Below are 15,163 nucleotides of genomic sequence, written 5' to 3' on the forward strand. Positions count from 1 at the left end.
GCGGCGTCCGAAGCGCCATGACCTCCGAGGTCATGGATCGACCGACCCGCCCCGGGCCAGGATTCCGGGCATCGGCCGAACCGGACGGAGACGGTCGGCTGAACCGGACGAACGGAGAGAAGGACATGGCAGTCACGACGGACGTGGTCCAGCAGTACCTGGCCACCTGGAACGCGAGCGGGGAGGAGAGGGCGAAGCTGCTCTCCGCGTACTGGTCGCCCGAGGTGACGTACACCGACCCGTTGGCCGAGACCGCCGGCCACGAGGGGATCGCGGCGATCGTGGACGGGGCCCGGGAGCAGTTTCCCGGCCTGGTGTTCACCCAGGTGGGCGAGGTCGACGCCCACCACCGGCAGGTGCGGTTCCGCTGGGGCCTCGGACTGCCGGGAGCCGAGCCGCTGGTGATCGGGTTCGACGTCCTGGTGTGGGACGAGTCCGGACGCATCCAGGACGTGCGCGGTTTCCTGGACAAGGTGCCGGCGTGACCACGGCGCCGCGCGGTTACGTGATCGGTTACCTGAGAGACGTCGAACTCGGCCCGGACATAGCGGAGTACATCGCCCGCATCGAGTCCACGATGGCCCCGTACGGTGGCCGCTTCCTGGTCCACGGTGGGCGGATCGTCCCGCACGAGCGGGAGTGGGACGGCGACATCGTCGTGCTGGAGTTCCCCGAACCGGACGCCGCGCGGGAGTGGTACGAGTCGCCCGGGTACCAGGCGATCCTGCCGCTCCGCACCGAGCACGCGACCTCCATGGTCGCGCTGGTCGAGGGCGTACCGGACGGCTACCGTGCCGCCGACAAGATCCGGCAGTTGTTCCCGCACGACAAGGCTCCTTCCTCTGGTAAAAGTTGAGAGAAGAGCCCGACGGGTGCAGGATCACGCCAGTCAGCCGACGGGGGCGCGGCGCTCAAGCCGTTCCCGACAGCACCTCCGCGAGGTCGTACCGCACCACTTCCTCCAACTGCCCGTAGGTGCAACTCGACGGGTTGCGATCGGGGCGCCAGCGGCGGAACTGGGTGGTGTGGCGGAACCGGTCGCCCTCCATGTGGTCGTAGCGCACCTCACAGACCCGCTCCGGGCGCAGCGGTACCCACGACATGTCCTTCTTCCCCGACCAGCGGCTCGGTGCCCCCGGCAGCCGGGCGCCCTCGTGGGCCTCGGCGTTCGCCCAGGCGCCCCAGGGATGTTCCTCGGCCGGGGTCCTCAACGGCGCGAGCTCGTCCGCCAGTTCGGCCCGGCGCTTCATCGGGAAGGACGCGCAGACGCCGACGTGCTGGAGCGCGCCCCCGTCGTCGTACAGTCCCAGCAGCAGTGAACCGACGACCGGGCCGCTCTTGTGCTCCCGGTAGCCCGCCACCACGCAGTCGGCGGTCCGCTCGTGTTTGATCTTGAACATGGAGCGGGTGTCCGGCCGGTAGGGCAGGTCGAGCGGTTTGGCGACGATCCCGTCCAGCCCCGCCCCCTCGTACTGGTCGAACCACCGTTGCGCGACCTCCCGGTCCGTGGTGGCCGGGGCGAGGTGGACCGGGGGTACCGCGCCGGCGAGCGCCGCCTCCAGCACGGTCCGCCGGTCCGCCTGCGGGGTGTCCAGCAACGACACTTCGTCCAGGGCCAGTACGTCGAAGGCGACCAGGGACGCGGGGGTCCGCTCGGCGAGCAGCCGTACCCGCGAGTCGGCCGGGTGGATGCGCTCGCTGAGCCGGTCGAAGTCGAGGCGCCCGCCGTGCGCGAGGACGATCTCCCCGTCGATCACGCAGCGCGCCGGCAACGACTCCAGGACCGCCGGGACCAGCTCGGGGAAGTAGCGGGTCAGAGGCTTTCCGGTGCGGCTGCCGATCACCACCTCGTCCCCGTCGCGGTGCACGATCGCCCGGAAACCGTCCCACTTCGCCTCGTACTGCATGCCGGGCGGGATCCGGGGGACGGACTTGGCGAGCATCGGCTTCACAGGAGGCATCACCGGCAGGTCCATGTTCCGATTCTGCGCGCAGCCCCGCGGCTCGTCCTTCGATATGCGGCATTTGCGCACCCGGCCTACGGTGGCCGACATGGGAGCTGCGGTGGAACTCGACGTGGACGGACGGGCGGTGCGGCTGTCCAACCCCGACAAGGTGTACTTCCCGGAGAAGGGCTACACCAAGAGGGACGTGGCGGAGTACTTCCTCACCGTGGGCGACGGCATCTCCCGTGCGCTGAGCGACCGGCCCACCACCCTCCAGCGCTTCGTGGACGGGGTGGAGGGCGAGTTCTTCTACCAGAAGCGGGCGCCGAAGAACCTGCCCGACTGGATTCCCACCACCCGCATCTCCTTCCCCAGCGGCCGGCACGCCGACGAGATCTGCCCCGCCGGACTCGCGGCGGTGCTCTGGGCCGTCAACCTCGGCACGCTCACCTTTCACCCGTGGCCGGTACGGAGCACCGACACCGACCACCCGGACGAACTGCGCATCGACCTCGACCCGCAGCCCGGCACGGACTACGCCGACGCCGTCGAGGCCGCCCACGAGCTCCGCTCGGTCCTGGAGGACCACGGGCTGCGCGGCTGGCCCAAGACCTCCGGTGGGCGCGGCATGCACGTATTCGTCCCGTTGGTCCCGGAGTGGACCTTCACCGAGGTGCGGCGGGCCGCCATCGCGGTGGGGCGCGAGCTGGAGCGGCGGATGCCCGACCGGGTCACCACCGCCTGGTGGAAGGAGGAGCGCGGCGAGCGCATCTTCGTCGACTACAACCAGACCGCCCGCGACCGGACGATCGCCTCCGCCTACTCCGTACGCCCCTTCCCGTACGCACCCGTCTCCGCCCCACTGCGCTGGGAGGAGATCGACGACGCCGAGCCCCGGGACTTCGACATCAGAACCATGCCCCAGCGGTACGCGAAGGTGGGCGACGTCCACGCCGAGATGGACCAGCACGCCTTCCGCCTCGACCTCCTGCTGGAACTCGCCGCGCGCGACGAGCGGGAACACGGCCACGGTGACCTGCCCTATCCGCCGGAGTACCCGAAGATGCCCGGCGAGCCCAAGCGAGTGCAGCCCAGCCGCGCCCGGCACGAGGACGAGCAGGCCGGAGAACCGGAGGACCGACCGGAGCCCGGCGAGTGAGCGAGGAGCGTACGCCGCCGGAGGGTGCCGACGACGGGGACGGAAGCACCCCGGACCCCGCGGCCACCCCGGACCCCGCGGCCACCCCAAACCCCGCGGCCACCCCGGCTCCGGACCCCGGAGCCACTCCCGACCCCGCCCCGGGCCGTTCCCCGCACGGGGCCCACGGCCGGCCCTCCACCCCGCGCGACAAGTGGCACGCCTTCCGGGAATCGCCGTACTTCCCCGCGACCGTGCTGCTGTTCATCCTTGCCGCCGCCGCGGGGCTCTTCGCCGGCTCGTACACCTATGCCATGGCCAACCCCACCCCGCACCGGATTCCGGCCGCCGTGATCGGCACGCCGGCGTCGCCGCGCGGCACCGCGTTCGTGACGGGGATGGAGAAGGCCCTGGACACCTCGCTGGTCCTGCACGAGTACGACTCGATGGCCGAGGCCGACGAGGCGCTCCAGGAGCAACGCGTCTTCACCATCCTGCGCGCGGACAACGACCGGGTACACCTCGACGTGGCCGCGGCCTCCGGGGCTTCGGTGGCCCAACTCCTTGCCGAGGCAGGGGAGAAAGTGGGCAAAGCGGTCGGGGTTCCCGTCACCGTCCGGGACGTCAAACCACTGCAGCCGGGCGACCCGCGCGGACTCGCGCTCTTCTACATCTCGCTCGCCGCCGTCATCCTCGGCTTCGTCGGCGCCATCCAGCTCAGCGTCCACGCCCGCACCCTGGTCCCGGCGGAACGCATCCTCTTCACCGTCGCCCACGCGCTCCTCGGCGGGTTCGCCATCGCCGCCGTCGTGGACTGGGGACTGGGCGCGCTGGACCTGCCGTTCGTCCAGTCCTGGCTGATCCTCGCGTTCACCATGTTCACCTGCGCCATGGTCTTCACCATGTTCAACACCCTCGTCGGGCGCTGGGCGATGCTCCCCACCTGGGGCGTCATGGTGCTGCTCGGCAACCCGTCGTCCGGCGGCGCCGTCTCCTGGCCCCTGCTGCCCTCGCTGCTCGGGCACATCGGCCGCTGGCTGCCCCCGGGTGCCTCGGTCAACGCCCAGCACACCGCCGTCTACTACCAGGGTCACCAGTTCCTCTTCCCCTACCTGGTGCTGGCCGCCTGGGCCCTGGTCTCCTGCGCCGTGTTCTGGACCTGGCGCCACCGCCACCCCGGCGGCCGGCCCAAGGAACCCGAGCACGCGGCGGCGCCCGGCTGAACGCCCTGCGCGCCCGGCTCAGTCGGAGGGAACCCCCGCCGAGAGGCGCAGCTGCTCCTCCTCCACGATGAGCCGTGCCAGCGCCCCGTCCGACACGTCCACGGCCTCGGGCACCGACTCGGCGAGGTCGCTGCGCCGGGCGTACGCGTCGAACACACGGTCCTTGCGGGCCAGCAGGGTCATCATCCGCTGGTCGACACTGTCCGCGGTGAGCAGCCGGTGGACCTGGACGGTACGTATCTGGCCCATCCGGTGCGCGCGGGCCACGGCCTGGTGCTCCAGGGTGGGCTTGATCTGGGGTTCGCAGAGGATGACCACGGAGGCCGCCTGCATGTTCAGCCCGGTGCCGCCCGCCTGGATCTGGCTCAGCAGTACCGCGTGCCCGCGCACTGCCGCGAACGCGTCCACCAGCTCTTGCCGCCGGGGCGCCGCGACGTCTCCGGCCACCGGCCCGAACACCCTGTCGCCGAGAGCGGCGCGCACGGTCGCCAGCACCTCGCGGAAGTACGAGAACACCACCACCTTGTGCCCGTTCCCAGCGGCCTCGGCGACGAGCTCCCGCAGTCTCGCCAGCTTCGCCGACGCCTCGGGCACCGCGTACGCGGCCCGGCGCATCCGCATGAAGTGACCGTCGTCCACCGCCGCGCGGTAGGCGCGCAGATCCGCCTCGCTGAACTCCACCCACTCGTCCGCCCTGACCAGCGCGGGCAGTTCGGGCAGGACGTCCTCCTGGTTGCGCCGCAGATAGGCGGGTGCCACCGCGCGGCGGAAGGCGTGCGAACCGGCGGCGCCGTGCGTGGTGTCGACCGCCGGCGCCAGCTCGGGGCGGAGCAGCCGGATCAGGCTGCGGAACTCCGCCACCCGGTTCTCCATCGGCGTGCCGGTGAGGAAGAGGACGTGCTCGGCGCGGTCCGCCCACCCGGCGACCGCCCGCGACCTGCGGGTGTCGGGATTTTTCACGTAGTGCGCCTCGTCCACGACCAGCATGGCCGGCCGTACCGCCGCCCCCGCGTCCGCCAGCGCGTGGAGTGCGTCGAACGTGGTGAGTGCGACCCCGCCCGAGTGCCGCCACTCCGCGAACGCCTCCTCCCGGTCGGGGCCGTGGACGGGCAGCACGCCCAGCGTGGAGCGGGCACGGATCTCGCGCGTCCAGTTGATGAGGACGCTCGCCGGGCACACCACCAGGAAGTGGCTCCCGCCGCCCGCCGCCAGGTGCGCGAGCGCCGCGATGGCCTGCACCGTCTTGCCCAGGCCCATCTCGTCCCCCAGCACCACCCGCCTCTGGGCGAGCGCGAACCGGGCCCCGAACGACTGGTAGCCGCGCAGCGACACCCGCAACCGCGTGTCGTCCAGCCGCAGTTCGCGTACCCGGTCGGCGATCGTGGCCGGCAGGAATCCCTCGGCCGCGTCCCGGTCCGGGCCGGTGCCGGACAGTTCGGCGAGCACTCCGTAGTACTCGGCCGACCGCAGCTCGAAGTCGACCCACGACGCCTCCGGCTCCGGGGCCCGCAGCAGATCGACGCACACCTGGCCGAAGAGGAGCGGCAGCCGCTGCTCCTCGGCCTCCGCCAGCACCGTACGTACGGACTCCACCGCCGCGGCGACCCTGCCGCGCGCGTCCCGGCCGAGGAAGTAGGGCCGCAGCCGTCCTCTGGCCAAAGCCGCCGCGGCCAGCGGTTCCTCGATGCGCGGGATCAGGCGCAGCGCCGCCTCGCGGGCCCGTCGCGCGTCGGGACCCGCCTCGACCAGCCGGTGCAGGGCCACCACCAGGGCGGTACCGGCGGGGTCCGGGGCGTCCGCGTCGAGGCGTACCGCGACCGTGTCCCGGACCGCGTGCGCGAGCCGCCCGGCCGCGGCCAGCGCCTGGTCGGCGGTCTGCGCCCCGACCCCGGGCAGCCGCCGGAGCTCGTACCGGCTCGTCGCGTGCACCGCGCCGACCGTGCGGAACCCCGCCTGTTCGAAGGCGGTGATGCGCAGCCGTCCCTCCGTCACGTCGCGGAGCCGGGCGACCGGGATCACGTCCAGCTCCCGGCCGACCAGGGCATCGACGAGGGGATCGAGCACGGCGCGCACGGCATCCAGCGCGCGGTCGTGGTCGGCCGGCACCGCGCGGGCCGCGGCCAGCAGCACGTCCGCGTCCGCGAGCAGCGGCCGGACCGCCTTCCTGGCGCCCGCCCCGGTGCCCGTCGCGCCGTCCTGTGGCATGTACGTACGTCCCTCTGTCCCACCGCCCGCCCGTCGTACCGGACCCAGGGCCCGCGACGGGGGCCCCATGCTCCCACGGCCGGCCGGCGGCAGGGCCGCACCGCCCCGGTCGCGGAAGCCGGATCGCGGGTACCGGGCGTCCCGTGCGGGGCGACCGGTCGCTGGACTGCTGACTGCTGGACTGCGACGTAGGGCCACCGGTGGCAGACTCGAATGGCCAGGGGTTCCCCTGCGCGAAAGCACGGCCACGACCTGTACCGACACGACCTGTACCGACACGACCCTTCCCGACACGACCTGTACCGACGAGTCAAGCGGGGCGGCAACGGGCCCTGCTGGAGGAGCGCAGCGCCATGCTCGACCCGACCTTCGTCCCCGGCGCCCCCAACTGGATCGACCTCGGCACGCCCGACCTCGACGGGGCCACCACCTTCTACCGCGGCCTCTTCGGATGGGACCTGGTCCCCGGCGCCCCCGAGACCGGCGGCTACGGGATGTACACGCTGGACGGCAGGACCGTGGCGGGGGCGATGACCGTCACTGACGAACAGGCGAAGCCGACGTGGTCGCTGTACTTCCAGTCGCCCGACGTGGACGCGACCGCCCGCGCGGTCGGAGCGGGCGGCGGAAACGTACCGTTCGCGCCGATGGACGTGATGGACTACGGCCGGATGGGAGGCTTCACCGACCCGGCGGGCGCCTACTTCGGCAGCTGGCAGCCCAAGCAGAACCCGGGACTGGGCGCGACCCAGGTACCGGGCACGCTCATCTGGTCCGAGCTCTACACCCCGGACGTGGCGGCGGCGAAGACCTTCTACGGAAGCGTCTTCGGCTGGGAGACCGAGGCGAGCGAGTTCCCCGGCGGCACCTACACGATGATCAGGCCCGCCGGTACGCAGGGCGACGAGGCGTACTTCGGCGGACTCGTCGGCCTGGACGAGGTGCCGAGCGAGGCCCGGTCGGGACCGCACTGGCTGCCGTACTTCCACGTCGACGACGTCGACGCCGTGCTGGGTGATGCCGTCCGGCTCGGCGGAAGCGTCACCCTGGGGCCGATGGAGATGGAGAAGGTCGGCGTGATGGCGAACGTCGACGACCCGTACGGGGCCTCCTTCGCCGTCATCAAGCCCGCCCCGATGGACTGAACACCCCGAACACCCCCGTCCCTTCCGCACTGAACAGCGACCTCGTGCGCCCGCCTCGTGCACCGGCCATGCACCCGCCGCGGGCGCCTGGCCGGAAGTGGACGTTCAACGGATGTTTATTGCCGGACGGCAGGCTGGGCGCATGCTGACGAACACCACCACCGAGGACACGCTCGCCTGGCAGGAATCGGCCCTGTGTGCCCAGACCGGTCCCGAGTTCTTCTTCCCCGCTCCCGGCAGCTCGACCCGCGAGGCGAAGCGGCTCTGCTTCGCCTGCGAGGGCCGGGTCGCGTGCCTGGAGTACGCCCTCGCCAACGACGAGCGCTTCGGCGTCTGGGGCGGGCTGTCGGAGAACGAGCGCGACCGGCTGCGCCGCTCCGGCGCCGCAAGCGCCTGACCGCGACGGCGGGGAAGCCGGGGCATCCGACGGGAGCTCCCCGCCGCGCGGGGTCAGGCGGCCGGGATACGGAAGGTCTTGCCGTACACCTGCCACTCCAGGGGGGTGGCCAGCTGGAAGTCGCCCGCGTCGAGGAACACCCGCTGCATCGTGTCGATCCGGGTCGTGTCGCGCTCCGTCGGCTTCGCGAGGATCGCCTTCCGGCCCGCGTCCAGGAAGATGTCGAGGTAGTTCGACTCGTCGCCGCCCTCGGCGACCGTGTCGGCCTCCGCGAGAGCCGCGTTCCGGATGCCGTAGAAGCCGGTGGCATCGTTGTCCGGCCCGTGCAGCACCATGGCGTCGTAGTAGATGTACTGCCCGAGCGGCCCCAGCCCGTCCAGCTTCGCCTGGCGTACGGCCGGCTCGAAGTAGAGGCGGTCGCGGGTCTCCTCCTGCGCCGCTTGGAACGCCTTGTCCTGCGCGGCCAGCCGCCAGGCGTCGGTGAACCCCGGGTCCAGGCCCTCGTGCGAGGCGGTGCCGTTCACCTTGCGCAGCGCCGGCAGGAACGGGGCCAGCGGGTTGTCCGGGTGCTGCTGCGTGTAGTGCTGTACCAGGTCCAGCATGTCGCTGGTGCCCGAGCAGAAGCCGACGATCCCGGCGGTGTAGCCCGAGCCGTCCCCGGTGTCCTCGATGTCGCCGTACCGGCTCCGCCAGTCGAGCGTCGAGCCGTCCGCGCTCGACACCAGTTCCGAGGCGATCTCCTTGACCGCCGGATCGGCGAGCCCCGCGGGCATCTTCGCGATCTCCGCGTCTTCGTCGGCGCGGACGTCCGCCGCCGACTCGGCCTGCTTCTCCTCACCGGACGTGGGCTGCCCGGTGTCGGAAGGCAGCTCGTCCCCGCTGCCGCCGAAGACCAGCGAGAGGACGATGACGACCGGGGCGCCGATGAGGGCGAGACGTATGGCAGGTTTCACGCGGCACAGTGTAGGGCGGTTCACAGGAAACCCACTGGCCAGCCCTGCCACAGGCCGGGTCCGGGCGCTTCCGCAGGGGGATTCCTCCGGAAGCGCCCGCCGTGACCGGTGCCGTCCCGTTGAGCTGCCTTTCGGGACGGCGTGGGGAGTGGCCGTTCGGGGCTGCTACCGCTGCCAGCCGACCGTCTCCGGGAGCGGGTTGAGGAAGATGGTCGCGCCCGCGTTGGCGAGGCCCTTCTTCACGGCGTACGTCGACGGCCCGCTGAACAGCGGCAGGAAGGCGTACTCCTGGAGCGCCTCGCGCTCGACGTCGTTGACGGCCGCCACCTGCTCGTCGATACCGGCGATCCCGGTGGTGGCGCGGATCTTCGCGTTCAGAGCGGTGGACCCGGAACCGGTGATGTTGGAATCCCGGTCCGAGCAGTAGAAGTCGCAGAGGTACCGGGCACCGAACGGGTCCATGGAGCGGTTGCCCGACAGGAAGAGGTCGAACTTGCGCTCGCTGAGGATGTTGGAGAAGTCGGCCTCGTCGGCCTTCTTGACGACGAGATCGATGCCGACCGGCTTCAGCATCGCCGTGAAGGCACCGGCGAGCGCTTTGTCCAGCGGGTCGTCGCCGAGGAGGGTGTAGCCGATTTCGAGCTTCTTGCCGCCCTTGGCCCGCACGCCGTCGCTCCCCGGCTTCCACCCCGCCGCGTCGAGCGACTTCTTGGCCTCGTCGGGCGCGTACGTCAGCACGGAGGAGAGGTTGTCCCGGTACCCCTTCTGGAAGCTGTAGAGCACGGCCGAGCCCGGCAGGGGCTCCGTGTAGTCCAGCCCCTGGAACTGGATCTTCGCGATCTGGGCGCGGTCGATGCTCTCCTCCACCGCCTTGCGGACCTCCTTGTCGGCGAGGACGGCCGACTTGGTGTTGAAGTAGAGCGAGTACTCGAAGGGGCTTCCGCCGCTGCGGATCTCGGTCCCCTTGAGCCCCTTCACCTGGTTGAGGCTCTCCGCGTCGACGGCGGAGGCGAGGTCGATCTCGCCGTTCTTGAACGCGTTGACCGCGGCGGTCGACTCCAGGTTCACGTAGACGCGCTTGTCCAGCTTGCCCTTCTTGCCCCACCACTTCGGGTTGCGGACGAAGGTGATGTTGCCGGAGTGGGTGTCCCAGGAGCCCACGGTGTACGGGCCCGCGCCCCACTCGGGGTGCGCCTTCTTGACGTAGGCGTTGTTGAAGTGGTCGACGGTGGCGGCCTTCGGGTGCAGGAACGTCGTGAACAGGCTCGACCACGACGCGTTGACGCCCTTGAAGGTGATGACCGCCTGCTTGGCGTCCTTCCCCTTCGTGACCGAGGTGATCTGGTCGTAGCCGTCGGTGGAGGAGGCGGCGTACTTCTCGTCCGAGCCGTTGTCGGCCTTCCAGGTCGCCTCGATGGCCGTCCAGTCGATCGGCGTGCCGTCGTTGAACACGGCCTTCGGGTTGATGGTCAGCGTGACCTTCTGGTTGCCGCCCTCGACGGCTACCTGGACGTCGCTGAAGTAGTCCGGGTTGTACTGCACCTCTCCGGTGGGCGAGTAGGTGATCGCGTCCGCGTTGTACCAGGACCAGACCCGGGCGGCGGTCAGGGTGGCGTTGACGTTGAACGGGTTGCCCTGGTCGTCGAAGGTCCCGATCGTCGTGTAGGTGCCGCCCTCCTTGATCTTGTCGTACGGCTGCGGGTTGTAGTCCGCGGCGCCCGAGGCGGCCGCGGGGACGTTCTTGCCGTCCGTCTTCGAGGTGCCCGTTCCCGAGGTGTCCTTCCCGGAGGAGGAGCACGCGGTGGCGGTGACGGAGAGGGCGGCGATGAGGGCGAGCGGCAGTGCCAGTCGTGCGCGCATGACGGGACTGTTCCTTCGGGGTCGGGGGAGGGGGGAGGTGGTGCGGAGAAGCGGCGCGCGGCCGGTCGGGGCCGGCCCGGCGCGACGGACAGGGGCTGTGGGAGTGCTCAGACGGCGTGACAGGCGTAGCTGTGGCCGGGCTGTCCGGCCACCGGCGTCGGCGCGGGGCGTTCGCTGCGACAGCGCAGGCGTACGGACTCTTCGGCGAGGCGGTACAGCGGACATCGGTCGACGAAGACGCAGCCGGCGGGCAACCGGGTGGCGCTCGGCTGCTCGCCCTCCAGCACGACGCGTTCACGGTCGCGCTCCCGACGGGGGTCGGGCACCGGGATCGCCGACAACAGGGCCTTGGTGTACGGGTGGTGGGGATCGGCGAACAGACTCTCGGTGTCCCCGGTCTCGACGACGTGGCCCAGGTACATCACCGCGATGCGGTCGCAGACGTACCGGATCACGGCCAAGTCGTGCGCCACCACCAGGTAGGCGAGCCCGAGTTCACGCTTGAGCCGGGCCAGCAGGTTGATCACCCCGGCCTGTACGGAGACGTCGAGCGCGGAGAGTGGTTCGTCCAGGACCAGCAGTTTCGGCTCGGTAGCCAAGGCCCTTGCGATGCCGACCCGTTGACGCTGCCCGCCGGAGAGTGCCGCCGGGAAGCGGTCGCCCACCGCCGCGTCCAGGCCGACGAGCCGCAGCAGTTCGCTCGTCCGCGCGCGGATCGACTCGCGGTCCCGGCCGATCGCCCGCAACGGCTCGGCGAGCAGGTGGGACACGGGAAGCCGCGGATCCAGGGCACCCAGCGGGTCCTGCATCACGATCTGCACGTCCCGCCGCAACTCCCTGGCCTCGGCGGCGGTTCTGAGGGTGGCGAGGTCCCGTCCGGCGATCTCGACGCGGCCTCCCTCGGGCTTTCGCAGGCGGAGGATCTCCAGCAGGGTGGTGGTTTTTCCGCTGCCCGACTCGCCGACCAGGCCCAGGGTTTCGCCTGCGCGGAGCTCGAACCCCACCCCGTTGACGGCGCGCAGGGTGCCGACCCGGCGCTTGACGACGGCGCCCCTGGTGACGGGGAAGGTCTTGACGAGATCCTCCACCCGCAGGACGACCTCGCCCGTACCGGCGCCCGGCACACCGGAGGCGGGTGCGACGGGGGCGACGTCCCCGGCGGGGTCCAGGGTGCCGCCGTACGTCTCCTCGGCGCGCAGGCAGGCCACCTCGCCGTGCTTGCCGATGCTCCGCAGGGCGGGTTCGCCGTCGTGGCAGGCGTCGAGGGCGACCGCGCACCGGGGCGCGAAGGGACAGCCCGCACCCAGGCCCACCAGGGAGGGCGGCTCCCCGGAGATCGGGACGAGGGGCCGGTGTACCCCGCTGTCCACGGTCGGCACGGCGGCCAGCAGCCGTGCGGTGTACGGCATCGCCGGCCGGCGGAACAGCTCGTCGACGCCCGCGCGCTCCACGATGCGGCCCGCGTACATCACCGCGACCTCGTCCGCGTGACCGGCGACGACCCCCAGGTCGTGGGTGATCAGGACGAGACCGGCGCCGGTCTCGCGCTGGGCGAGCCGGAGGACGTCGAGGATCTGGGCCTGCACGGTGACGTCGAGCGCGGTGGTGGGTTCGTCGGCCACGAGGACCGACGGCTCGTTGGCGATCGCCAGGGCGATGACGACGCGCTGGCGCATCCCGCCGGAGAACTCGTGCGGGAAGGAGGCGGCCCGCTCGCGAGGGTCCGGAATGCCGACGAGGTCGAGCAGCTCCACCGCCCGCTCCAGGGCAGCCCGCTTCGACAGCCGCTGGTGGACCCGGATCGCGTCGGAGAGCTGCCGGCCCACGGAGAAGATCGGGGTGAGCGCGGACAGCGGGTCCTGGAACACCATGCCGATGGAGTCGCCCCGGATGCCGGAGAGCTCCTTGTCCCCGAGCCCGACCAGGTCCCGGCCGCCCAGCAGCACCTGTCCCCGCAGCTCCGCGGCGGGCGGAAGCAGCCCCATGATGCCCATCGCGGTGGCCGACTTCCCCGAGCCCGACTCGCCGACGATCCCGAGCGTCCGGCCCGGCAGCAGGTCGAATCCGACCCCGCGCACCGCCTCCACGCGGCCCGCCTCGGAGGGGAAGGAGATCCGCAGATCGCGTACCGAGAGCACCGGGGTGGCGGTGGTGGGCGGTACGGGCCCGGGCAGCGGAGTCGTGAGAGTCATCGTCGGCCTCCCGCCGCACCGGTCGCGGACGTGGGATCGAGGGCGTCCCGCAGACCGTCGCCGATGAAGGTCATCGACACGGTGAGCAGCACCACCAGCCCCGCGGGGAAGGCGAAGAGCCAGGGCGCGCTGGTGATGGTCCCGGCCCCGTCCGCGAGCATGGTGCCGAGCGAGACGTCCGGGGTCTGGACCCCGAACCCGAGGAAGGAGAGCGCTGTCTCGCTGAGCACGGTGGCGACGACTCCGAGGGTCAGATTGACGATGAGCAGCGAGCCGAGGTTGGGGATGATGTGGCGCAGGATGATGCGCAGCGGTCGTACGCCCATGAACTCCGCCGCCGTGACGTAGTCCCGCTCCCGCAGGGAGGTCGACACCGACCAGATCACACGCGCCGTGGACATCCAGCCGAACACCGTCAGCACGACGATGAGGACCCTCCAGTCGCCGGCCAGGCGGTGGGAGACCAGGGCGAGGATGAGGAAGCTGGGGACGACCAGCAGGAAGTGGATGACGGCGAGTGTCGCCTTCTCCGTCCGGCCGCCGAAGTACGCGGCACCGGAACCGACGACCGCCGCCACCGCGACGGTCAGGACCGAGACGCTGACCGCGATGACCAGGGACCGCTGGAGGCCGTGCACGGCGGACGCGTAAATGTCGTTGCCGCCCTGATTGGTCCCGAACCAGTGCGCGGAGGAGGGGGGTTGGGTGAGTGCCGCGAAGTCGGCGTCGGAGTACGCGTACGGGGCGAGGAGCCCGCCGAAGGCCGTGAAGAGCACCAGCGCCACGAAGATCACCACACCGACGACGGCGAGCCGGTTGCGCAGGAACCGCCGCAGATGGAGCCGGGCGAGGCCGAGATGCCGGCCGTCCCCGTCGGTGGGGGACACGGTGGGGGAGGGGGTGTGGGCCGTCAGGTCCGTCGCCACGTCAGCTCACCCGCACTCTCGGATCGAGGAAGACGGTGGCGATGTCCGCGAGGATCGCCCCGATCGCTGTCAGGGCCGCCGCGAAGGCGGCCGTGGCGACCGCGCCGTGCACGTCGTTCTTGCTGATGGTCTGGATGAAGTAGCGGCCCATGCCGTTCCAGCCGAAGATCGTCTCGGTGATCACGGCGCCGGTGAAGAGGGCCGGGATGCTGAACGCCACCGAGGTCGCCGTGGGGATGAGAGCGGCCCGCAGGGCGTGCCGCCGGACGGCCTGGGCCCGGGTGAGACCGGTGGCCCGGGCGGTCCGTACGAAGTCCGCGTCGATGGTGTCGAGCAGCAGTGAGCGCTGCGTCAGGTGGTAGCCGACGTAACCCATCAGGGTCAGCGTGAGCGTCGGCAGGACGAGATGGAGGAGCCGGTCGCCGATCAACGGCAACAGCCCTTCCACGCCGGGGGAGTTCTCCCCGGCCACGGGGAGGAGGTGCGTCCCGGTGTGCTGGTTGAGCCAGATGGCGACGAAGACCACCGCCAGCGCGGCGACGGACGTGGGCACGTTGAACACCGCGATGGACACGGCCTGCGAGACCCGGTCGGCCCAGCCGTACTGCCGGGAGGCGGTATACACCCCCAGTCCGACGCCGACGACCACGGACAGCACGGTCGCGATGAGGACCAACTCGGCGCTCACCAGGGACCGGTAGCCGATCTCCCCGTTGACCCGGACGCCGGTGGGGGACTTCCCCCAGTCGAAGTGAAGCACCACCGAGGTGAACCAGTCCCACCACCGGTGCACCACCGGCACCCGGGGATCCAGGTTGTACGGAGCGAGGGCCCGGTCGATCTGCGCCTCGCTGCGCACCGGGCGCAGCTCCTTGAAGTTCGATCGTGGGTCGAGGAACCAACTGGCGAGAAAGTACGTCGCGTTGGTCGCCACGACGATCATCAGGAGCCAGCCCGCGATCTTCCGGGTCACATGGCGGAGCATCGGCGGTGTCTCCGTGACGCGTGGGGGGTCAGGGGTGTGGGGGTATGGGGGTGGCGATGCGCGGGCATGGGGCCTTCTGGGGGGTGGGGGGTGCGTCGAGGTGGGGGTGGCGTGGGGGTGTGCCGAGGTGCGGGCGCCATTCTGGTGCGGGTCCCCGGGAGGGTGCCAGCGTTTCGTGGTTCCGTCATGATCC

13 protein-coding genes are annotated in these 15,163 nt (G+C 71.3%); 6 read left to right on the forward strand and 7 right to left on the reverse strand.

From position 1 onward, the window contains the following. Nucleotides 1-125 precede the first annotated feature (125 nt). Both OHA55_RS29300 and OHA55_RS29305 read left to right on the forward strand, forming a co-directional pair. On the forward strand, nt 126-485 hold the full coding sequence (locus OHA55_RS29300) for a nuclear transport factor 2 family protein (RefSeq protein WP_266711989.1): 360 nt from the start codon (nt 126-128) through the stop codon (nt 483-485). Further along, the gene (locus OHA55_RS29305) at nt 482-856 is read left to right on the forward strand and encodes a DUF1330 domain-containing protein (RefSeq protein ID WP_266711991.1); all 375 of its coding nucleotides are present in this window, start codon (nt 482-484) and stop codon (nt 854-856) included. The genes OHA55_RS29300 and OHA55_RS29305 overlap by 4 nt, the downstream gene beginning before the upstream one ends. Before the next feature lie 55 nt (nt 857-911). On the opposite strand, the gene OHA55_RS29310 is transcribed toward OHA55_RS29305, so the two are convergent. Continuing rightward, nucleotides 912-1,976 carry an ATP-dependent DNA ligase gene (locus OHA55_RS29310; RefSeq protein ID WP_266711993.1) on the reverse strand — a complete coding sequence of 355 codons (1,065 nt, stop codon included), beginning with the start codon at nt 1,974-1,976 and terminating at the stop codon, nt 912-914. An 88-nt stretch (nt 1,977-2,064) separates the two neighbouring features. On the opposite strand from OHA55_RS29310, the gene ligD reads away from it, so the two are divergent. Together ligD and OHA55_RS29320 are read left to right on the forward strand one after the other, a co-directional pair. Continuing rightward, complete coding sequence (ligD, locus tag OHA55_RS29315) at nt 2,065-3,105, forward strand: non-homologous end-joining DNA ligase (protein ID WP_266712480.1); 1,041 nt, start codon at nt 2,065-2,067, stop codon at nt 3,103-3,105. After that, nucleotides 3,102-4,307 carry an ABC transporter permease gene (locus tag OHA55_RS29320; protein WP_266711995.1) on the forward strand — a complete coding sequence of 402 codons (1,206 nt, stop codon included), beginning with the start codon at nt 3,102-3,104 and terminating at the stop codon, nt 4,305-4,307. Before ligD ends, OHA55_RS29320 begins: the two co-directional genes overlap by 4 nt. Before the next feature lie 18 nt (nt 4,308-4,325). On the opposite strand, the gene OHA55_RS29325 is transcribed toward OHA55_RS29320, so the two are convergent. Beyond that, the gene (locus tag OHA55_RS29325; RefSeq protein ID WP_266711997.1) at nt 4,326-6,512 is read right to left on the reverse strand and encodes a DEAD/DEAH box helicase; all 2,187 of its coding nucleotides are present in this window, start codon (nt 6,510-6,512) and stop codon (nt 4,326-4,328) included. Nucleotides 6,513-6,865: 353 nt separating this feature from the next. On the opposite strand from OHA55_RS29325, the gene OHA55_RS29330 reads away from it, so the two are divergent. Continuing rightward, on the forward strand, nt 6,866-7,657 hold the full coding sequence (locus OHA55_RS29330; protein WP_266711999.1) for a VOC family protein: 792 nt from the start codon (nt 6,866-6,868) through the stop codon (nt 7,655-7,657). Between the two features lie 142 nt (nt 7,658-7,799). Beyond that, nucleotides 7,800-8,054: a WhiB family transcriptional regulator gene (locus tag OHA55_RS29335; protein ID WP_266712001.1), complete on the forward strand. Its 255-nt coding sequence runs from the start codon at nt 7,800-7,802 to the stop codon at nt 8,052-8,054. Between the two features lie 53 nt (nt 8,055-8,107). Here the strand turns inward: OHA55_RS29335 and OHA55_RS29340 are convergent, their stop codons facing one another. The 5 genes from OHA55_RS29340 to OHA55_RS29360 form a co-directional block, all read right to left on the reverse strand. Beyond that, nucleotides 8,108-9,007, reverse strand: a complete 900-nt coding sequence (locus tag OHA55_RS29340; RefSeq protein ID WP_266712004.1) for a chitosanase — start codon at nt 9,005-9,007, stop codon at nt 8,108-8,110. Between the two features lie 165 nt (nt 9,008-9,172). Next, entirely contained in the window at nt 9,173-10,867 is a 1,695-nt protein-coding gene (locus tag OHA55_RS29345; RefSeq protein ID WP_266712006.1) for an ABC transporter family substrate-binding protein, read from the reverse strand. A 107-nt stretch (nt 10,868-10,974) separates the two neighbouring features. Further along, a complete protein-coding gene (locus OHA55_RS29350; protein WP_266712008.1) occupies nt 10,975-13,059 on the reverse strand; it encodes an ABC transporter ATP-binding protein in 2,085 nt (694 codons plus the stop codon). Beyond that, the gene (locus OHA55_RS29355) at nt 13,056-13,946 is read right to left on the reverse strand and encodes an ABC transporter permease (protein WP_266712482.1); all 891 of its coding nucleotides are present in this window, start codon (nt 13,944-13,946) and stop codon (nt 13,056-13,058) included. The genes OHA55_RS29350 and OHA55_RS29355 overlap by 4 nt, the downstream gene beginning before the upstream one ends. A gap of 40 nt (nt 13,947-13,986) precedes the next feature. Next, nucleotides 13,987-14,970, reverse strand: coding sequence for an ABC transporter permease (locus OHA55_RS29360; RefSeq protein ID WP_323180511.1), 984 nt, complete (start codon nt 14,968-14,970; stop codon nt 13,987-13,989). Nucleotides 14,971-15,163: the final 193 nt, after the last annotated feature.

This window comes from Streptomyces sp. NBC_00102 (assembly GCF_026343115.1).
Lineage (GTDB): Bacteria > Actinomycetota > Actinomycetes > Streptomycetales > Streptomycetaceae > Streptomyces.